We start from the raw sequence: 20,293 nt of genomic DNA, 5'->3' as shown, positions 1-20,293 counted from the left end.
CCGGCCGGAAGTTGTCCACAGGGTCAGAGGTAGGCCACGAACAACGTCCGCGTCAGCGGTAGGCCACCACGACGGCGGTCTCCGGGGGCAGCTCGACCCGGTCGCGCTGCAGCATGACGCCCTCGGCCGTGGCCAGCAGGACCTTGGACGGCACGTCGCGCAGGGAGACCGTCTGGGCCACGGGCGCGAGGTTGACCGCCACGGCGGTGTGGCCCCGGCGCATCACCAGGTGCTGGTCGCCGTGCCAGACCTCGACCTTGTCGAGCCACGGGTCGGTCAGTTCGGGGCGGGCGCGGCGCAGGGCGATCAGCCGCTTGTAGAGGTCGAGGATCTCGGCGTGGCCGGGCTTGCCGACCTCGTCCCAGTCGAGCTTGGAGCGCCGGAACGTCTCCGGGTCCTGCGGGTCGGGCACCTCGGCCTCGGCCCAGCCGTGCGCGGCGAACTCGCGGCGCCGGCCGTTCTGCACGGCGGCCGCCAGATCGGGCTCGGGGTGGCTGGTGAAGAACTGCCAGGGGCTGCTGGCCGCCCACTCCTCGCCCATGAACAGCATCGGCGTGAACGGGGAGGTCAGCAGCAGCGTGGCGCCGACCTTGAGCATGCCGGGCGAGAGCGTGGCCGAGATCCGGTCGCCGATCGCGCGGTTGCCGATCTGGTCGTGGTCCTGCAGGAAGGCCACGAAGCGGTGTCCGGGCGTACGGGCCCGGTCGACCGGACGTCCGTGGCGCCGCCCGCGGAAGCTCGAATATGTGCCGGCGTGGTAGAAAGCACCGGTCAGCACGGTTTCGAGGGATTCCAGGGAGCCGAAGTCGCCGTAGTAGCCCTGCCGTTCGCCGGTCAGCAGCGCGTGCAGCACGTGGTGGATGTCGTCGTCCCACTGCGCGTTCAGCCCGTAGCCGCCGGCCTCGCGCGGCGTGATGAGCCGCGGGTCGTTGAGGTCGGACTCGGCGATCAGCGACAGCGGCCGTCCCACGTGCGCGGAGAGCGATTCGACCTCGACCGCCATCTGCTCGAGCAGGTGGATCGCCGAGTGGTCGGCCAGCGCGTGCACGGCGTCGAGCCGCAGGCCGTCGATGTGGTAGTCGCGCAGCCACATCAGGACGCTGTCGATGATGTAGCGGCGCACCTCGTCGGCGCCGGACCCGTCGAGGTTGACCGAGGAGCCCCACGGGTTGGCGCCGGCCTCGCTCAGATAGGGGGCGAACATCGGGGCGTACGCGCCCGACGGCCCGAAGTGGTTGTAGACCACGTCGAGCACCACGCCGAGGCCCTTGGCGTGGGCGGCGTCGACGAAGCGCTTGAGACCGTCCGGGCCCCCGTACGCCTCGTGCGGCGCGAACCAGCACACGCCGTCGTAGCCCCAGTTGTATTCGCCGTTGAACGAGTTGACCGGCAGCAGCTCGACCAGGTCGACGCCCAGCTCCACGAGGTGGTCGAGCCGCTCGATGGCGGAGTCGAACGTGCCCTCGGGGGTGAACGTGCCGACGTGCATCTCGTAAAGCACCGAGCCGGGCAGCTGACGACCGGTCCACGCCTGATCGTTCCACGCGTACGCGCTGTGGTCGTAGACGCGGCTGGGGCCGTGCACGCCCTGCGGCTGCCAGGCCGAGCGGGGATCGGGCCGTTCCGCGCCTTCCAGCACATAGGCGTAGTCGGCGCCCGCACCGGCGGAGGGCACGTCTAGGCGCCACCACCCGTCCGCGCCGCGCTCCATGTCCCGGACCTTTCCGGCTACGGAGAGCTGAACGGTCTTCTCCGGGGCCCACACCTCAAAAAGCGTCATTTCTCTTTCACCAGGAGAGCGACGGGATAGGTACGCAGAAGCTCGGCCACCGGGAGGCGGTTCCCGCCATAGCTGGTATTCGTGAACACTTCCGTCCAGCTGTGGCCGTCAAGTGACACCTCGGTGTCGCCCCAGCCGCCGTGGCGTGACAATCCGACCGGCAGCCGGGTGGCGATCGTCACGGCGCCGCCGCGGTCGAAGCCGAGCAGGTGCTCGCCCACGCGGCCCTCGGCGTAGACCGGCCGGTAGCCGGCGAACAGTTCGGGGCGCTGCCGGCGCAGGCGCAGGGCGCGGCTGGTGACCAGCAGCTTGGCCGCGCCGGTCTCGTCGACCGGCGGCAGCCAGCCGTCGTCCATGCGGGTCAGCAGCTCGCGGCGGGCGGCGAAGTCGACCGGGCGGCGGTTGTCCGGGTCGACCAGCGAGAAGTCCCAGAGCTCGGTGCCCTGGTAGACGTCGGGGATGCCGGGCATGGTCAGCTGAACGACCTTCTGGCCGAGCGAGTTGATCCAGCCGGGCGGCGTGATCGACGCGGCGAAGTCGGACACCTCGCGGTGCAGGGCCGGGTCGTCGTAGATCTTGTCGACCATGGCGCGCAGGGCCGACTCGAACTGCTCGTCGGGCTGCGTCCAGCTGGTCGCGCTGGCCGCTTCCTTGGCCGCCTTGAGCGCGTACGCCTGAAGCCTCTCCCGCTCGATCGGCCAGGCGCCCACCGCCGCCTGCCACACCAGGTGCGCGAGGGCCGGGTCGGGCAGCCGGGCGACACGCACCCAGCGGCGTACCACCTCGGTCCAGTCGCCGGGCACCTCGGACAGCACCGCCAGCCGGGCCCGTACGTCCTCGCTGCGCTTGGTGTCGTGGGTCGACAACGAGGTCATCGAGTCGGGCCAGGCGCGGCGGCGCTCCTCGTTGGCGTCGTGGAAGTCGTCCGGGGCGACACCGAAGTCGGTCGGGTCGTTGCCGACCTCGTTGCGGGCGGTGAACCTGGTCCAGCGGTAGAACGCCGTGTCCTCGACGCCCTTGGCCATCACCGCGCCGGTGTACTGCTGGAAGCGGGCGGCCAGCTCGTCGTCGGGATGGCGCAGCCGGGAAGTGATCTGGTCGAGCGCGGGGATCAGCTGCGGGCGCCGGCGACCGGCCTCGGACCGGGCGCGAGCAAGGTGACGCGAGCCGTACGGAAGGTAAGAGCGGTAGACCGGGAAGCAGGCGGCCAGTTCGGCCAGCGCGCGAGAGACGTCCTCGATCTCGGGCGCGAGCCGGGCCATCCGGGCCAGCTCGGCCGCGAGCAGCTTGGTCGCCGCGTTGTACTTGGTCTTGTGCACCAGGTCCTGCCACGACGTCTCGCCGCCGGTCAGGTAGTGCTGCAGGGTGTCGAAGAACGGCTCGGTGCTGAGGTCGACGAAGACGCCGCCGACCTCGGCCAGCGCGTCGTAGCCGGTGGTGCCGGCGACCGGCCAGTCCGGCATCTCCTCGCCCGGCTCGAGGATCTTCTCGATCACGATCCAGGCCTCGGGCGCGGCCGCGCGCAACCGGTCGAAATACGCCCCCGGGTCGCGCAGCCCGTCCGGGTGGTCGACCCGGAGTCCCTGCACCATGCCCTCGTTGACCCAGCGCAGGATCTCGGCGTGCGTGGCGTCGAACACCTTCGGGTCCTCGACGCGCAGGCCGGCCAGGTCGACGATCGCGAAGAAGCGCCGGTAGTTGAGCTCGCTGTCGCCGCGGGTCCAGTTGGCCAGCTCGTAGTGCTGGCGGTCGTGCACCTCGCGCGGCGTGCCCTCGCCGGTGCCGTCGGCGATCGGGAAGCGCTTGTCGAAGTAGCGCAGCTCCCCGTCCTCGATGCGCAGGTCGTCGAGCGCGGCCGGGTCGTCGGCCAGGGTCGGGATAAGCAGCCGGCCCCGGGACCAGTCGATGTCGTAGAAGTCGGCGAACTCGGATTCCTGGCCGCGGCGCAGGACGTCCCACCACGTGGGGTTGGCGTGCGGGACGGCCACCCCGGCGTGGTTCGGGACGATGTCGACGACCAGGCCGAGGCCCGCGTTCTTGAGCGCCGCGGACAGGTCGCGCAGACCGTCAGCGCCCCCGAGCGCCGGATTGACCGACGAGTGGTCGACCACGTCGTACCCGTGCTCGGACCCGGGAGTCGCCGTGAGCAGCGGCGCCGTGTAGAGGTGGCTCACCCCGAGGTCGGCCAGGTAGTCGGCCAGCTCGGCGGTGGCCTTCAGCCCGAAATCGGGGCGGACCTGGACTCGATAGGTTCCAGAGGGTGGCATTCAGACCGTCCTGTCCAGCACGATGAGCGACCTGTCGGGCACCCAGATCTTGTTACCGGCCTCGACGACCGACGGGCGATCGGCGGACGGCTCCGCCGTCTCGATGACCTTTTCCCACTTTTCGCCGTATTCAGCCGGTGGAGTGGCGAACTCGATCGGGGCATCGTGGGCGTTGAAGAACAACAGGAACGAGCTGTCGACGTGCCGCTGGCCGTACTGGCCGCGCTCGCGGATGCCCTCGCCGTTGACGAACAGCGCGACCGCCCGGCCGAAGTCGTTGCCCCAGTCGTCGCCGGCCATCTGCCGGCCGTCGGGGGTGAACCATTCGAGGTCGGGCAGCGGGTCGCCGCCGCCGCGCGCGGTGACCGGCAGGCCGGTGAAGAACCGCCGCCGCTGGAACACCTGGTGGCGGTGCCGGAACGCGGTCAGCTTGCGGGTGAACTCGAGCAGGCGCTCGTCGGCGTCACCCCAGTCGATCCAGGCCAGCTCGTTGTCCTGGCAGTACGCGTTGTTGTTGCCCTGCTGGCTGCGGCCGAGCTCGTCGCCGTGCGAGATCATCGGCACGCCCTGCGAAAGCATCAGCGTGGCCAGGAAGTTGCGCCGCTGCTTGGCCCGCAGCTCGAGCACCTGGGGGTCGTCCGCCGGACCCTCGATGCCGCAATTCCACGACCGGTTGTGGCTCTCGCCGTCCCGGTTCTCCTCGCCGTTGGCCTCGTTGTGCTTGTCGTTGTACGAGACCAGGTCGTTGAGCGTGAACCCGTCGTGCGCGGTCACGAAGTTGATCGAGTGGAACGGCTTGCGGCCGTCGTCCTGGTAGAGGTCGGCCGACCCGGTGATCCGGGACGCGAACTCGGCCAGCGTGGCCGGCTCGCCGCGCCAGAAGTCCCGTACGGTGTCGCGGTACTTGCCGTTCCATTCGGTCCAGTTGGGCGGGAAGTTGCCCACCTGGTAACCGCCGGGGCCGACGTCCCACGGCTCGGCGATCAGCTTGACCTGCCCGACCACCGGGTCCTGCTGCACGACCTCGAAGAACGTGGACAGCCGGTCGACGTCGTAGAACTCGCGGGCCAGCGTCGAGGCCAGGTCGAACCGGAAGCCGTCGACGTGCATCTCGGTGACCCAGTAGCGCAGCGAATCCATGATCAGCTGCAGGCTCTGCGGACTACGCACGTTGAGGCTGTTACCCGTGCCGGTGTAGTCCATGTAGAACTGCGGTTGATCGTCGACCAGCCGGTAGTACGTCCGGTTGTCGATGCCCTTGAGGCTCATCGTCGGCCCGAGATGGTTGCCCTCGGCGGTGTGGTTGTAGACGACGTCGAGGATCACTTCCATCCCCGCCTTGTGCAGGGCCTTGACCATGCCCCGGAACTCCTGGGTCTGCTGGCCGAGCGTGCCCGTCGACGAGTAGCCGTGGTAGGGCGCGAAGAAGCCGAGCGTGTTGTAACCCCAGTAGTTGCGCAGGCCCAGGTCGTCCAGCCGGTTGTCGTGCACGAACTGGTGCACCGGCATGAGCTCGACCGCGGTCACGCCCAGGCTCTTGAGGTGCTCGATGATCGCCGGGTGGCCGATCGCCGAGTAGCTGCCCCGCATGTCCTTGGGCACCTCGGGGTGACGCTCGGTCAGGCCCTTGACGTGGGTCTCGTAGATCACCGAGTGGTGGTACGGAATGTCCGGCCGGCGGTCGTTGCCCCAGTCGAAGTACGGGTTCACGACCACGCCCTTGGCCATGTACGGCGCCGAGTCGAGATCGCTCATCCGGTCGGGGCTTTCCATGTCGTACGCGTACATCGCCGGATGCCATTTGATGTCGGCGTCGACGGCCCTCGCGTACGGGTCGAGCAGCAGTTTGTGCGGGTTGTAGCGCAGGCCGCGGGACGGGTCGTAGGGCCCGTACATGCGGTAGCCGTAGCGCTGACCCGGCTCGACTCCGGGGAGGTAGGCGTGCCAGACGAACGCGTCCTGCTCGTGCAGCTGAACCTTGCGCTCGTTGCCGGACGGATCGAACAGGCACAGCTCGACCGCCTCGGCCCCCTCAGAGAAGATCGCGAAGTTCGTGCCCGTGCCGTCGTACGTGGCACCCAACGGGTACCGGTGACCAGGCCAAACCTGCATTTCGTGCTCCTACCCCTCGACCGACGGTCTGCTGCGACCGCACAGCTACTCCACCGCGGCGGGAGCGTGATGCCCCACCGGACGCGGATGTAACCCTGCGCGATCGTGTTGTCGGTCATTCTCACCGATGGGGTGGAGCACGTCTGCGCCACGGACGGATACCCGCCGGGAGGGCTACGACACATTGCCGTTTGATTCGGTGCGCCCGTTTATTCGGTGAGGTTTGATTCGCTTCAGATTGAGCATAGTTGCCGGGTGTCAAACATCCTGGGACCGGAAGCGTGCGGCTCCCCCGACCGCGAATGGCTCGTCACCGACGGTCTCGGTGGTTTCGCCTCGGGCACCGTGCCGGGCCTGCGCACCCGCCGCTCCCACGGCCTGCTGACCTTCGCCGCCTCCAGCGCGCTGGCCGCCCTGGACCTCCTGGTGACGCTCCCCTCCGGCGCGAAGATCCCGCTCTATACGCACGAGTGGGCGTCCGGCGTGACCGACCCGCACGGTGACCGCTATCTCGAGACGTTCTCGCTGGTCGACGGCGTTCCGCGGTGGCGCTGGCGGATCGGTGACGTGGTGATCGAGCGCGAGATCGCGATGCGTCACGGGCACCCGTCGGTCGCCGTGACACACCGGGTGGTGACCGCACCCGGCCCGGTCGGGCTGGCCCTCGCGGCCATGTGCACGTGGCGTGACGCCCACGGCGAGCGGCACGCGGGCGACGGGCCGCTGCGCGTCGAACCGGCCTCGGGCGGAGTGATCGTCGAGGGCGCGTACCGGATCTCCGGCCCGGGCTGGCAACCCGGCGGCGAATGGCATCTGGACGCGTACGCCCGCGAGGAGGCGGCGGAAGGACGGCCGGCGACCGAGGACCTCTGGCACGCGGGCACGTACTTCGAACAGGTGAATCCCGGCGACGTGATGGAGATCTCGGCCTGGGGCGGCGATCTGGCCGAGCACCCGCCGGCCGCGACGTCGGTGATCCGCGCGGCCCGGGCCCGTTCCCGCGAACTCGTCTCGGCGGCCAAGGCCGACGGCGCGGCCGAGACGCTCGTGCTCGCCGCCGATGCCTTCGTCGTCCGGGCCGCCGACGGACCGGACGTCGTCGCCGGCTATCCCCGGGCCGGCCGCTCCCTGACCGGCACCGCGATCGCGTACGAGGGTCTGTTCCTGGACACCGGACGGGCCGACGAGGGCCGCGACCTGCTGCGGGCCGGCGTTCGGCGGGCTCTGGAGGCGGGCGCGGAGGCCACGCTGTGGCTCGTGCACGCCGTGGACCGGCATGTGCGCCGCGCCGGGGACAGCGACCTGGCCGCCGAGCTCGCGGACCCACTGACCGGACTGGTCGACCGGCACGTCCGCACCGACCCGGCCGACGGCCTGCTGCCGGTGATCGGGGCCGGCAAGCAGGTCGACCTCAACGCGCTGCACGTCAACGCCCTGGCCGCCCTGGCCGAGCTGCGGGCCGAGACGGGCGGCGACGACGACGGCCTGCGGGCGCGGCACGATCAGGCGCTGGCCTCGTTCCGCCGGCGCTTCCCGGCCCCCGAGGGCTGGCTCTACGACGTGATCGACGGGCCGGCCACCCCGTACCCGCTCGGCGCCGGCAGCCACCACGACCCCTCGCTGCGCCCGCACCAGCTGCTGGCCTGGTCGCTGCCGCACGGGCCGATGCGCGGGGCCGGCGGCGAGGCGACCCTGCACCGGATCGGCGGGGCGCTGCTCACCCCGCTCGGCCTGCGCACACTCGCCCCGTCCGAGTACGGCTACCAGGGCCGCTCGCTGCCGCACGGCAGCGTCCAGCCGTGGCTGATCGGGCCGTACGCCGACGCCTGCGCCGCGCTCGGCCTACAGACCGACGGCCTGGCCGACGGTCTCCGGGCGCACCTCGGCGAGTGGGGCGCCGGATCGGTCAGCGAGAGCGCCGACGGCGACCCACCGCACCGGGCGACCGGTTGTCCCTTCTCGGCGCGATCGGTCGCCGAGCTCCTCCGTGTGATCTCGAGGTACGAGCCGTGAGCCGCATCCTGATGTTGTCCTGGGAGTACCCGCCGCTGCTGGTCGGCGGGCTCGGCCGGCACGTGCACGCGCTCGCCACCACGCTGGCCGCGGCCGGGCACGAGGTCACCGTGGTCACCCGGCACGCGCCGGGAGCGCTGCTCGAGGAGTACGCCGAGGGCGTGCGCATCCTCCGGGCGCCCGACGATCCGGTGCGGTTCGAGGTGCGCGACGGCGACATGCTGTCCTGGGCGATGGGCTTCAATCACACGCTGACCCGCACCGCCCTGCGCGCCGCCCGCACCGGCGGGTACGACGTGGTGCACGCGCACGACTGGCTGGTCGCCCACGCCGCCGTGACCGTCCGCGACCACCTCGACGTCCCGCTGGTCGCCACCGTGCACGCGACCGAGTCGGGCCGGCACCAGGGCTGGCTGCCGCACGCCCACAACCGGTCGATCGACGACATCGAACGGTGGCTCGCGCACGAGGCCACCCGCACGATCGTCTGCTCCGAATACATGCGGGCCGAGGTCCGCCGCCTGTTCGACGTCCCGGCCGACCGCGTCGACGTGGTCTGGAACGGCGTCGACACCCTGGCCTGGTCGCCCCGGCCGCGCGCGGTCAGCGCCGCCCGCCGCCGCTACGCCGGGAACGACGGGCCGCTGGTCAGCTTCGCCGGGCGGCTCGTCTACGAGAAGGGCGTGCAGCATCTGCTGGCCGCCGTGCCGGCCCTGCGTGAGCGGCACCCCGGGCTGCGCGTGGTGATCGCGGGCGACGGCCCGTACCGCGGTGAGCTGGAGGCGCTGGCCACCGAGGGCGTCACGTTCGCCGGTTTCCTCACCGGTCATCATCTGACCGGCCTGATGGGCGCCTCGGACTGTTACGTGGTGCCCAGCATCTACGAGCCGTTCGGCATGGTGGCGCTGGAGGCGGCGGCCGCGGGCACCCCGGTCGCGGTGGCCGACACCGGCGGCCTGGCCGAGATCGTCGAGGACGGCGTCACCGGGGTGAAGTTCCCCTCCGGCGACCCGGCCGCGCTGGCCACGGCGGTCGGCGCCGTGCTGGCCGACCGGGAGCACGCCCGCGGACTGGCCCGGCGGGCCCGCCGGCGGGTGTCCGACGACTTCGCCTGGGCCGGCATCGCGGCCGCCACGGTCGCCACCTACGACCGGGCCCGCGACATGGACGCGCGCCGCGTCGCCCGCGAGGCCGAGAACGTGCTCGCGCAGGTGCCGTCGACCCGCAGCGCCGCGCTCACCGACTGACCGGGCGCCGGCCCCGGCCGGCGCCCGTGTGAGGGTCACGACCACGCCTGGTCAGGCCGCTGGGCAGCCCATAGGATCTGCGGCTATGGGCAAAGGCGTGCACATCCAGGAGCTTCCCGGCCTCGGCACCCGATACGACGTGGATCTTCGCTCGAGCGACGGCGAACGCGTGTCGATCGTGGTGTCCCGCGACGGCAAGCGGCACCTCTACGTGTTCACCTCCCGCAGCGACGAGCCGACCGCGGTGGTCGAGCTGACCGAGGAGCAGGCCCGCAAGATCGGTGCCGTGCTCGCCGGCACCTTCTTCACGGACTGACCGCGTGCACGCGAACCTCATCGGGCTGGGCGCCCTGATCCTGGTGGCCGGTCTGCTGGCCCGTTTCGGCCGGCGCATGGGCCTGCCCACCGTCCCGTTCTTCATGCTGGCCGGCATCCTGCTCGGCCCGAGCACCGGCGGTCCGGTCGCCTTCGAGCATCCGGAAGACCTCGACATGCTGGCCCTGTTCGGGCTGGTCATCCTGCTGTTCCACCTGGGCCTGGAATTTCCGGTCGAGCAGGTGCTGGGCAGCGGCAAGCGCCTGTTCTGGGCGGCCGGGGCCTACATCGGCATCAACATCGGCGCCGGGCTCGGCCTGGGCTTCGCGCTGGGCTGGGGCACCTCCGAGGCGTTCGTGATCGCGGGCGCGGTCGGCATCTCGTCGTCGGCCATCGCCACCAAACTGCTGATCGAGATGCGCCGGCTGGCCAACGCCGAGACGCCGGTCATCCTCGGCATCATCGTCATCGAAGACCTGTTCCTCGCCTTCTATCTGGCCCTGCTGAGCCCGATCCTGGAGGGGGCCGGGTCGGCCGGCGAGCTGATTCTCAACATCGGCATCAGCTTCGCCTACCTGGTGGCGCTGTTCGCCGTGGCCCGCTGGGGCGGCCGCTGGGTCGGCAAGGTGCTCGACGCCCGCGAGGACGAGCTCGTCGCGATCATCATGATCGGCCTGGTCGTGCTGGTGGCCGGGCTGTCGGCCGAGATCGGCGTCTCGGACGCGATCGGCGCGCTGATGATCGGCCTGGTCGTCGCGCGCACCTCGGTCCGGGAGCGGGCCGAACGCATCGCCGTGCCGCTGCGCGACGTCTTCGCCGCGATCTTCTTCATCGCGTTCGGCCTGAGCATCGACGTCGGCGCGATCGGCTCGGTCGTCTGGCCGGTGCTGATCGCCGTGTGCATCACGATCGTCACCAACATCTCCGCCGGTCTGGTCACCGCCCGGCTGTTCGGGCTCAACCAGCGCGGCGCGGCCAACGTGGGCCTGACCGTGCTCGGCCGCGGCGAGTTCTCGCTGATCCTGGCCACGCTGGCGCTCGGCGCCGGGCTCGACGAGCGGATCGGCCCGTTCATCGCGCTCTACGTGCTGATCCTGGCCGTGCTGGCGCCGATCTTCGCGGCCAACTCGAAATACCTGGCCCGGGTCATCCCCGACCGCCTGCTGCACGACCGCTGGCGCTACGTGCGGGAAGAGACGATCAGCACGGCCTGCACGCACCTCGACCGCATCCAGATCACCGAGACCGACATCGACGAGTGCGCCGAATGCGTCGAGATCGGGGAAACGTGGGTGCAGCTGCGCATGTGCCTGATCTGCGGCGCGGTGGCCTGCTGCGACGACTCGAACAACAAGCATGCGACCGCGCACTACGAGGAGAGCCGGCACCCGCTGATCCGCTCGCTGGAGGACGGCGACGGCTGGCAGTACTGCTACGCGGACCAGTCGCTCGTGCGCGAACCGGCCGGTTCGAACAGGTCCTGAGCCCCAGTTGATCTGAGCCCGCCTACTCACGTGTCCGCACCGCCCGGAACGGAAGGCTGACACGCATGAACGCAGGGATCACCGGGGTCGCGTACGCCCTGCCGGCCCGGACGGAGCTGACCGACGACCTGCAGGAGCGGGTCGCGGACGGCCTGCCGGTGCCGGCCGGGCTGTTCCGCCGCACCACCGGCATCGTCCGGAGGCAGATCGCGGCCGACGACGAATACGCCTCCGACCTGGCCATCGACGCCGCGACCAAGGTGCTGGCCGACACCGGCACCGACCCGCTCGACATCGACCTGCTGCTGTTCGCCAGCGCCACCCGCGACATGACCGAGCCGGCCACCGCGCACGTCGTCCAGGCGGCGCTGGGCAGCCGGGCCCACGCGCTCGACGTCACCAACGCCTGCAACAGCTTCCTCAACGGCATCGACCTGGCCCGCTCGATGATCCTGGCCGGCCGCGCGGGCAAGGCCCTGGTCGTCACCGGCGAGACGCCGACGAGGGCGATGCGTCCCCGCCTTCAAGAGCTTTCCCAGGCCCGTACGGCGTTCGCGGGCTACACGTTCGGCGACGCGGGCGCGGCCGTGCTGGTCGAGCCGGTCACCACCGGCGGCATCCTCGACGTCGACACCGAGACACACTCCGAGCACTGGGCGGTCGGAGGCATCTTCGGCGGCGGCTCCCGGCACCCGCGCAGCATCGAGCACACCTACTTCACCGGCGACGGCACGCGGCTGCGCTCGGTGTTCGAACGGATCGGCGCCGGGCTGATCGAGCGGGTCGCCGACCGTACGGGATGGGGCTGGCCCGACTACGCCAAGGTGCTGGTGCATCAGGTCACGCTGCCCTACCTGGAGAGGTTCGTGGCGGTCACCGGTGTCCCGCGCGACAAGCTCGAGGTCACGGTGGACGAGCTGGGCAACATGGCCTCGGCCTCGATCGGGGTGCAGCTGGGACGCGTACGGGCGGAACTGCGCTCGGGGGACCGGGTGCTGATGATCGGCCTGGGCGGCGGCGTGAGCCTGATGACCATGGTCTGGGAGGTGTCGTGACCACGCCGCTGTGGGTGATCGTCCCCGCCTACAACGAGGCCGCCCGCATCGGCGCGACTCTCGAGGCGCTGGCCGCGCAGACCGACACCGACTTCACGCTGCTGGTGGTCGACAACGGCTCGACCGACCGGACCGCCGACATCGCCCGGCAATTCCAGGCCCCGTTTCCCACGTACGTGCTGGTCGAGCCGGACAAGGGGGTGGGGTGCGCGGTCGACACCGGCTTCCGGCACGCGATCGCGGCCGGCGCCGTGTTCCTGGCCCGCACCGACGCCGACTGCCTGCCCGCCCCCGGCTGGGTCGCCGCCGCCCGGGCCGCTCTGACCTCCGGTGGCGGCCTCGCCTGCGGCCGCATCACCGCCCGGAGCGACGAGCACGGCCCCCTCGGGCGCGCGTTCTTCCGCACGCTGGTGGTGCTGGCGGCGAGCTTCGGCCGGATCCGCCCGGCCCACCGCGGCGGCGAGTTCAAGGCGCCGTACCGCATGCACGCGGGCAACAACATGGCGATCACGGCCGAGCTGTACGAGGCGTGCGGCGGCATGCCCCGGCGGCCCTCCCCCACCGACCGCACGTTCCTCAACCGGGTGCGGCGCACCAGCCCGGCCATCGTGCACAGCCGGCACATGGTGGTGGCCAACTCGACCCGGCGGATCAGGGCGTACGGGGTCGTGGGCACCGCCAAGTGGTATCTCGACAAGGGCAGCGGCGTGCGCACGGCGGATCCCCGCTGATGCTGTCCGACTTCATCGAGGGGCTGCGCGAGGACGACGACCGGCTCGCCCTGCCCGGTGTGAAACGCGGCGAGCTGGCCCGGCTCGTACGGGGATATGCCGTCGCCCTGGCCGCCGAGGGGTTCCAGCCCGGCGACACGGTGGCCCTGGCCGTCCGGCCCGGCGCCCGCTCCCTGGCCACCCTGCTGGCGGCGTACCACCTGGGGTTGCGGATCGCCGTGGTCGACCCGGCCGCCGGCCCTGAGGTCGTACGGGCCCGTCTGGCCCTCGCCGCCCCGCGCCTGGTCCTGGCCGACGCGGCGGCGCAGGCGGTGGCCTCGTGGGCGGCGCCCCTGGCCCGTCGCGCTCACCTCGCGCTGCCCTCGCTGTCCGCGATCGCTCCGGTCCGGACCGTGGGGCGCAGGCTGCCCGGCACGGCGCCGGCTCTGCGTCCGGTGCCGGGTGCGTTCCCCCGCCCGTACGACGGTGACGGCGACGCCGTGGTCGTGTTCACCTCGGGCACCACGAGCAGGCCGCGCGCGGTCGTGCACACGCGCGCCTCGATCTCGGCCGGCATGGCCGCGGTGCGCGACCTGGTACGCCCCGTCCCCGGCTCGCCGGTGCTGGGCGGCACGTTCTTCGTCCTGCTGCCGTCGCTGGCCGGCGGCGCCCCGGTCGCCGCGCCGTCCAAGCGCAACCTGCGCCGCTTCCGGCCGCAGGCCGTCTATCTGACGCCGCCGCAGTTGCGGGCCGCGCTCGCCTCCGGCAGCCGCTTCGACGGCAGCCGGGTCTACAGCGGATCCGCGCTGGTCAGCGCGTCGCTGCTCGCCGCCGTACGCCGGGCGGGCGCGCGCGAGGCGTGGGGCGTCTACGCGCTGACCGAGGTCTTCCCGGCGGCCGCGGTCGAGGCCATGGTCAAGAACGCGTACGAGGGCTCGGGCGACCTGGTCGGCGACCTGCTGCCCGGCGTCGAGGCCCGGGTCGACTCCGGCGGCCAGGTGCTGCTCGCCGGCCCGACCGCGGCCGGCCGTTATCTCGGCGAGGAGCCGTTCGAGTGGGTCGCGACCGGCGACATCGGCCGCGTCGACGGCCGCACGATCGTGCTCGGCGGCCGGGCCAAGGACATGATCCTGCGCGACGCCGAGAACATCTATCCCGGCCTGTACGAGCCGTCGCTGCACGTTCCCGGCGTGGAACTGGCGCTGCTGGTCGGGGTTCCGGCCGGGGACGGTGACGAGCGGGTGGTCGCCCTCGTGCAGACGGCCGACGGTTATCCGGAGCGGGACGTGCGCGAGGCCCTGCGGGGGCCGCTCGACCGCATGGGGTCGGCCCGGCCGGACGCCGTCGTCTTCGGGCGGATCCCGCTGGCCGGCCGCTCGCGGAAACCGGACCGCGCCGCCGCATCGGCCCTGGCCCAGCGCTTATCCACAGGGCAGTCCCGCACTCTCCCCCGTCGGCATAGGCTGTCCACCCGGCCTGGGGAAAAGCCTTGAGCGGGGCGGGTCGGCGGCGGGATCGGCGGGTTTATCTGGAGAGCCACCCGGTGCTGTTCGCGCTCCTTGCGGCGACGCGGGGCCGGCCCGTGCGGCGGCTCGGGCGCACTGTGCTGGTGCACGGCGAGGAGGCCTACCGGACGGCGCTGACCCGGGTGCCGCTCGATCGCACGGCGGTGGGGACGACCGGGGGTGCGGCCGGCGAGCTGGCCGGGCGGGGGGCGCTCTTCGATCAGCAGGGTGACGATCACCGGGGGACGCGGCGCGACACGGCGGCGATGCTCGGGTCGGCCGGAGTGGCGAAGCTCCGTCCGATCTGGTGGAAGCTGCTCGACGACCGGCTGCCCGCCCTGGGTGCGGGCGGCGAGGTCGACCTGGTGCCGCTGGTGGCCGAGATCGCGGGCGCGACGGCGGCGGAGTTGCTGGGGCTCGACGTGGATCCGGTCGAGCTGGCCTCGGCCGCCCGGGTCGCGGCGGCCCGGGCCGCCCGCGCGCACCTGCCGGGGCCGGGGCGATGGCGAGCCGGACGCTCGGCCGCGACCGCCGCCGCCCGGCTGGTCACCCTCGTTACGGGCGAGCCGGCAAGCAGCAAAACCGGCGCCGGACAACGATGCCCGGTCGACCACGGCCCGGCCGGACAGAACGGCGAGGCGGGGCTTCGCTCGATGCTGGCCGTGGCGGCGATCAACACGACGGTGGCGGCGCTGCCCCGGGCGGCCGCCTGGGCCTGCGATGACGATCTCTGGGCGTATGCCGGCGACCCGGCTCTCACGGACGAGCTGTTGCGGGTCACCGCGGCCACGCCGCTGCTGCCCCGGGTCGCGGCGGCGGAGGCCCAGATCGAGGGCTGCCCGGTGACGGCCGGCGACCGGCTGCTGTTGGTCGCCCGGCACGCGGCCGGGGCCCACCGCCGGGATCCGTCCCCGGCAAATCCGGTGTCCGCGCGGACGGCCCAGCTCGTCTTCGGGACCGGGCCGCACGCCTGCCCGGGGGCGGCGCTGGCCCGCGCTCAACTGGCCGACCTGCTCGCGGCCCTGGCGCCGTACCGCCCGGTGGTTGTCAGGGCCCGCGTCGATCACCGGGCCGCCCTGCCGGGATGGCGGTCCCTGGTCGTACGAGGCACCACGGCATGAAAATCGCGGTGACCGGGGCCGGCGGTTTCTGTGGCGGCGCCGTGGCCCGGCTGGCCGCGAGCGGCGGCGCGGACGTCGCCTGTATCGGCCGACGGCCCGGCCCGGTCGGTGAACACGTCTTCTGGGACGCCACGACCGGCGCCCCGGACTTGGCCGGCGCCGACGTCGTGATCCACCTGGCGGCGGCGGTGGGTGACAGCGGAACCGGCAAGGCGTACGCGGCCGTCAACGTGGACGGCACCCGGCGGCTGCTCGCATCGGCGGCCGGGCGGATCCCCGTCGTCTGGGTGAGCAGCGCCAGCGTCTATCGGCCGGGCCCCTACGCCGCGCCGGTCCGCGAGGACCACCCGACCGACCGGCAGCGGACCGCGTACGGGAAAACGAAAGCCGCCGGGGAAAGACTGGCGCTGGAAGCGGGCGCCGTCGTGTTGCGGCCGCGCGCGGTCTACGGTGACGGCGATCCGCACCTGCTGCCGCGGCTCCGGAGGACCGTACGGGGAAATTGGGCCTGGCTGCCGGGGCCGGATGTGCCTCTCAGCCTGACCGCGGTGGAGAACCTGGCGTCCGCGTGCCTGGCCGCCGTGTCGTGGCCGGCCGGGGCATACAACATCGCCGACGCGCGGCCCTACTCGCGGGACGCGGCGGTAACGGCGGTGCTGGGTGTGCCGGTGCGACACGTGCCGATCACGCTGACTCGGGTGGCCGCCGTGGTTTCTCCGGCCCTGACCCCGTACGCGATAGATCAGGTCACCGACGGGCTGGTGCTCGACATCACCAAGGCGCGGTCGCGGGGCTGGACGCCGGCGGCGGAACTCAGGACGTCTTGATCACTCCGGAGCGGGCCACGGTCTTGGCGTAGGTGGCGTCGGTGTCCGAGCGGGACGTCACCGCGTCGACCGAGAACACGTAGCGGGTGTCGCGGTCCAGGCCGACGATCGTGGCCGTCATGTAACCGCAGGCGGCACCGGGCGTGACGATGGTCCAGCCGACGTCGCGCTGCTCGCCGAGCATGGCGTCCTGGCTGATTGCGGTGATGCGGTATTCGACCAGGTCCGCGGTTGCCGGGTTGTACCAGGTCACGGTGCCGCTGGTGGTGCCCGCGGTGGCGTCCGCGCCGTTGATGATCTGGTTTTTGACCGGCGGGCAGGAGTAACTGCCGGTGGGGGTCGGGGCCGGCGTGGTGGCCGGCAGCGGCAGGAAGCCGCTCGGCAACGGGCTCGGCTTGCCGGTGGCGCGGCTCGGGCCGGGCGACGGTGTGGCGCTGCCGTCCGCGACGACCACCCACGACTTGCCCGCCGCCTCTTCGGCCTCCTTGGTCGCGGAGTCGTTGCCGCACCCGCTCAGCACGAGCGGCGCGAGCACCAGAAGTCCCAGCCAACGACGACCCACCAGCATCCCCCTCCGTCCGGCCCTGTCAGCGAAACCGATCGTCCGGGCCGGCGGATCCCTTAGCCCCGGGTCGTCGGGGTCAAGGGATCAGGGAGGCGTCGTCACGGCCGCCCCGGGCTCAACGAGCGCTCGGGCCGGGCCGACGCCTGCTTGAACAACTCGCGGGAGCGGACGGCCAGATCCTTGGTCGCGGCCGAATTGACCCACGTGCCCAGCACGATCGAGGCGCCGGGGATCATCTTGGCGAACATGCGCTTGGCCGCCCGTACGCCGGCCATCTGGGCGAGTTTGATGCCCAGGCGCATCATCACACCGCTCAGCGGACGCGAACCGGCCCCGGCGAACAGGTGCTCGGCGCGCTCGCGCCCGGCGGCCACGCCCAGCGCCAGGCGGGCCGTCTGGGCCAGCTTGTGCACGCGCTGGAGCACCAGCAGGTCGGTGGCGCGCTCGGTGGCCGACGGGTCGTGGCCGTAGGCGGCGGAGATGTGCAGCACCATGCGCGCCTGGTTCCAGGCCAGGACGCCCACGTCGAGCACCGCGCCGGGCAGGCCGGTGACGCCGGAGACCGCACCCGAGATGCGGGCGAGGGTGGTGAACCGCTTGATCGCGATGTCCGCCAGCTGGTCGGGGGTGCGGCCGGGGTCTTCGGCCCGCATGTGCTCGGCCCAGGCCGCGGCCTCGGGACCGAGCCGGCGGACCGCGTCGAGCGCGAGGTGTTCCGGGGCGTACTGCGGATCCGCCTTCATCCGCTGCCAGAGAGACTTGGGCGGCGCGGCGGTGTCGTTGTCGGTGATCACGTCGGACGGGTTTGCTGAGTCGGTCACCAGATCGCTCCGAGGGGGGAAGGGAACGTTCCTGTGCCATTGTGCCGTGCACATGCACGTGCACGCGAGTGATCCGCACCGTTGTGCTCAGGCTGAGATCTGTCCTACCGATTACCCGGAGCGTGACGAGTGAACGCCCGGTGGCCCGGCTGCGACTTACGCCGCTCCTGAAAGCCGGCGCGGTCATGCAGCTGACCGCCATCGTGCTCTATGCGGTCAACGCCTCGCATCAGCGGTTCAGCCCGGCCTGGGGCTGGGTTCCGGGCATTCTGCTGACCTTGGTGACCGCCGTCGCCTGCTGGCAGACCGCGCGCACCCCCGGCCTCGACAAGGTCGCCGCCCGGCTGTGGAGCTCGATCGGCGGCTGCTCCTTGTTCGTGGCGCTGGGCACGATCGGTGACGCCCGGCAGTCGGTGATCGATCCGGCCCGGGTCACCCAGCAGCAGCACGACACGCCCACCTCGGCCTGCTACACGATCGCCATCGCGCTGGTCATCTGGGCGTTGATGCGGCTTCCGTTGGACCGGCGCGGCACCACCACCCGTTTCGTGCTCGACGCGCTCACCATCAGCGTGACCGTCGGCGTCTTCTCCTGGTATTTCGTGACCAGCGCGATGGACTCGGGCACCTCGCAGCGCACCACCATCCCCACGCTGATGCTCGCCGTGCTCGGCCTGATCGTGGCGCTGGCCATGGTCAAGGTCGCGATGAGCGGCACCGGCGGACTCGAGCAGGGCATCCTGCGCTGGTTCGCCGGGGCGGCCGCGGTCGGTACCGTCGGGGGCGGGCTCTTCCCGCTCGTCTTCGAGGTGCCCGAGGGGCTCAGCGGCGCGCAGATCTTCGCCCCGGCCACCATGCTGTGCGTCGCGTTCGCGGCCGACCGGCAGCGCCGGGCCGTGGGGGCCGCCCGCCGCCGGCCGCGCCGCCGGTTGTTCAGCGTGGTCCCGTACGCCGCGGTGGCGGCCACGGACGGGCTGCTGCTCTGGGTCAGTGAGGACACCGGCCGCACCGTGCTCGTCATCGCCGCGGCGGCCACGCTGCTGACCGCGCTCGTCGCCGTACGGCAGATCGGCGCGCTGCGCGACAACGGCCGCCTGCTCCACCGCGTCGACCAGCAGCTCACCCAGCTCAACCAGTACCAGGAGGAGCTGACCCACCGGGCCACCCACGACGGGCTGACCGGGCTGGCCAACCGGGCCCTGTTCGAGCAGTCGGCCAACGACATGCTGGCCGCCGGCGAGCCGCTCTGCCTGGCCATGGTCGACCTCGACGACTTCAAGACGATCAACGACCGGCTCGGGCACGCCGTCGGCGACGCCTTCCTCTCGGCGATCGCCGAGCGGCTGCGCGACGCCCTGCGCTCGTCGGACCTGCCGGCCCGGCTCGGCGGCGACGAGTTCGGCATCCTGCTGCCCGGGCTCACCGGCGCCGAAGCGCTCACCCTGCTGACCCGTGTCGACAAGGCGATGGCGGTACCCATCCGGGTCGCCGGTCACCAGTTGCTGGCCCGGGCCAGCATCGGCCTGGCCGAGGCCTGGCCGGGCGCCACGGCGGCGGAACTGCTGCGGCGGGCCGACATCGCGATGTACTACGCCAAGGACAACGGCAAGGCCCAGTTCGCGGTCTACGACGCCGTGCTCGAGCGCACCCACGAGGCCGACCAGCAGCTCGGCGCGGACATGCGCCGCGCGTTCGACGCCGGCGAGTTCACGCTGGCCTACCAGCCGATCGTGCGCCTGCCCGACGGGGCGTGGAGCGGCCTGGAGACGCTGATCCGCTGGCCGCACCCCGAGCGCGGCTTCATCGGGCCGGACACGTTCATCCCGATCGCCGAGCGCACCGGCCTGATCGTGCCGCTGGGCACCTGGATCCTGCACACCGCGCTGGGCCAGCTGGCCGCCTGGGACGCCGAGTTCGGCCCCGGCGTGGTCCCGCGCGAGCTGGGCGTCAACGTGTCGGCCCGGCAGCTGCGGGAACCCGGCTTCGCCGGCGAGGTCCGCGAGGCGCTGTCGTTCTCGGGCATCAGCCCCGACCGGCTCGTCGTCGAGGTGACCGAGACCGCGGTCTTCGACGGTGGTGTGGCGCTGGACACATTGCTCGAGATCGTCAAGCTCGGCGTGAAGGTCGCGCTGGACGACTTCGGCACCGGCCACTCGTCGCTCGGCCTCCTGCGTACGGTGCCGGCCGACACCCTCAAGGTGGACAAGTCCTTCGTGGCCGGGATCGGTGGCCGCTCGGAGGAGGCGGTGATCGCCACCGCGATGATCCAGATCACCGACGGCCTGCACCTCAAGGCCGTGGCCGAGGGCGTGGAGACCGCCGCCCAGGCCGACACGCTTTACGAGCTGGGCTACCGTTTCGCCCAGGGGTACCACTTCGCCCGCCCGCTGCCGCCGGCCGAGGTGCGGTCGCGACTGACCGAAGGCGAGTTGGCAAGATCGTCGAGTGCCCGGAATTAAACGCCAGGGCTG

General features: G+C 72.0%; 15 protein-coding genes. 10 read left to right on the top strand and 5 right to left on the bottom strand.

Annotation, left to right across the window (positions count from 1 at the left end; all coding sequences use genetic code 11):
• Window positions 1-52: 52 nt before the first annotated feature.
• The 3 genes from treZ to glgX are packed head-to-tail and all read right to left on the bottom strand — an operon-like array spanning window position 53 to window position 6,159.
• Window positions 53-1,780, bottom strand: a complete 1,728-nt coding sequence (gene treZ / locus ACZ3I4_RS13220) for a malto-oligosyltrehalose trehalohydrolase (RefSeq protein ID WP_465382133.1) — start codon at window positions 1,778-1,780, stop codon at window positions 53-55.
• Window positions 1,777-4,047, bottom strand: a complete 2,271-nt coding sequence (treY, locus tag ACZ3I4_RS13215; protein WP_465382132.1) for a malto-oligosyltrehalose synthase — start codon at window positions 4,045-4,047, stop codon at window positions 1,777-1,779. Before treY ends, treZ begins: the two co-directional genes overlap by 4 nt.
• Window positions 4,048-6,159 carry a glycogen debranching protein GlgX gene (gene glgX / locus ACZ3I4_RS13210; protein ID WP_465382131.1) on the bottom strand — a complete coding sequence of 704 codons (2,112 nt, stop codon included), beginning with the start codon at window positions 6,157-6,159 and terminating at the stop codon, window positions 4,048-4,050.
• Window positions 6,160-6,414: 255 nt separating this feature from the next.
• On the opposite strand from glgX, the gene ACZ3I4_RS13205 reads away from it, so the two are divergent.
• The 9 genes from ACZ3I4_RS13205 to ACZ3I4_RS13165 all read left to right on the top strand — a co-directional run bounded on the left by ACZ3I4_RS13205 (window position 6,415) and on the right by ACZ3I4_RS13165 (window position 16,436).
• The gene (locus ACZ3I4_RS13205) at window positions 6,415-8,172 is read left to right on the top strand and encodes a glycogen debranching enzyme N-terminal domain-containing protein (protein WP_465382130.1); all 1,758 of its coding nucleotides are present in this window, start codon (window positions 6,415-6,417) and stop codon (window positions 8,170-8,172) included.
• Window positions 8,169-9,419 carry a glycosyltransferase family 4 protein gene (locus ACZ3I4_RS13200; protein WP_465382129.1) on the top strand — a complete coding sequence of 417 codons (1,251 nt, stop codon included), beginning with the start codon at window positions 8,169-8,171 and terminating at the stop codon, window positions 9,417-9,419. The genes ACZ3I4_RS13205 and ACZ3I4_RS13200 overlap by 4 nt, the downstream gene beginning before the upstream one ends.
• A gap of 85 nt (window positions 9,420-9,504) precedes the next feature.
• Window positions 9,505-9,735 carry a cation:proton antiporter regulatory subunit gene (locus ACZ3I4_RS13195; protein ID WP_465382128.1) on the top strand — a complete coding sequence of 77 codons (231 nt, stop codon included), beginning with the start codon at window positions 9,505-9,507 and terminating at the stop codon, window positions 9,733-9,735.
• A 4-nt stretch (window positions 9,736-9,739) separates the two neighbouring features.
• Window positions 9,740-11,218 (top strand): cation:proton antiporter domain-containing protein, encoded by a 1,479-nt coding sequence (locus ACZ3I4_RS13190; RefSeq protein WP_465382127.1) that lies wholly within the window; start codon window positions 9,740-9,742, stop codon window positions 11,216-11,218.
• 65 nt (window positions 11,219-11,283) lie between these two features.
• On the top strand, window positions 11,284-12,273 hold the full coding sequence (locus ACZ3I4_RS13185; RefSeq protein ID WP_465382126.1) for a 3-oxoacyl-ACP synthase III family protein: 990 nt from the start codon (window positions 11,284-11,286) through the stop codon (window positions 12,271-12,273).
• The gene (locus tag ACZ3I4_RS13180) at window positions 12,270-13,004 is read left to right on the top strand and encodes a glycosyltransferase family 2 protein (protein ID WP_465382125.1); all 735 of its coding nucleotides are present in this window, start codon (window positions 12,270-12,272) and stop codon (window positions 13,002-13,004) included. Before ACZ3I4_RS13185 ends, ACZ3I4_RS13180 begins: the two co-directional genes overlap by 4 nt.
• A complete protein-coding gene (locus ACZ3I4_RS13175; protein WP_465382124.1) occupies window positions 13,004-14,476 on the top strand; it encodes an AMP-binding protein in 1,473 nt (490 codons plus the stop codon). Before ACZ3I4_RS13180 ends, ACZ3I4_RS13175 begins: the two co-directional genes overlap by 1 nt.
• Window positions 14,473-15,609 (top strand): cytochrome P450 family protein, encoded by a 1,137-nt coding sequence (locus ACZ3I4_RS13170; protein ID WP_465382123.1) that lies wholly within the window; start codon window positions 14,473-14,475, stop codon window positions 15,607-15,609. Before ACZ3I4_RS13175 ends, ACZ3I4_RS13170 begins: the two co-directional genes overlap by 4 nt.
• Window positions 15,606-16,436, top strand: coding sequence for an NAD-dependent epimerase/dehydratase family protein (locus ACZ3I4_RS13165; RefSeq protein ID WP_465382122.1), 831 nt, complete (start codon window positions 15,606-15,608; stop codon window positions 16,434-16,436). The genes ACZ3I4_RS13170 and ACZ3I4_RS13165 overlap by 4 nt, the downstream gene beginning before the upstream one ends.
• Here the strand turns inward: ACZ3I4_RS13165 and ACZ3I4_RS13160 are convergent.
• Together ACZ3I4_RS13160 and ACZ3I4_RS13155 are read right to left on the bottom strand one after the other, a co-directional pair.
• Entirely contained in the window at window positions 16,423-16,998 is a 576-nt protein-coding gene (locus ACZ3I4_RS13160; RefSeq protein ID WP_465382121.1) for a fibronectin type III domain-containing protein, read from the bottom strand. The genes ACZ3I4_RS13165 and ACZ3I4_RS13160 overlap by 14 nt on opposite strands.
• A gap of 101 nt (window positions 16,999-17,099) precedes the next feature.
• The gene (locus tag ACZ3I4_RS13155; RefSeq protein WP_465382120.1) at window positions 17,100-17,822 is read right to left on the bottom strand and encodes an EcsC family protein; all 723 of its coding nucleotides are present in this window, start codon (window positions 17,820-17,822) and stop codon (window positions 17,100-17,102) included.
• Between the two features lie 122 nt (window positions 17,823-17,944).
• Between ACZ3I4_RS13155 and ACZ3I4_RS13150 the strand changes: the two genes are divergently transcribed.
• Window positions 17,945-20,281, top strand: a complete 2,337-nt coding sequence (locus ACZ3I4_RS13150) for a putative bifunctional diguanylate cyclase/phosphodiesterase (protein WP_465382119.1) — start codon at window positions 17,945-17,947, stop codon at window positions 20,279-20,281.
• Window positions 20,282-20,293 lie beyond the last annotated feature (12 nt).

Source organism: Actinoplanes sp. NPDC021490, from assembly GCF_055562135.1.
This window is presented reverse-complemented; position numbering and strand designations above follow the sequence as displayed.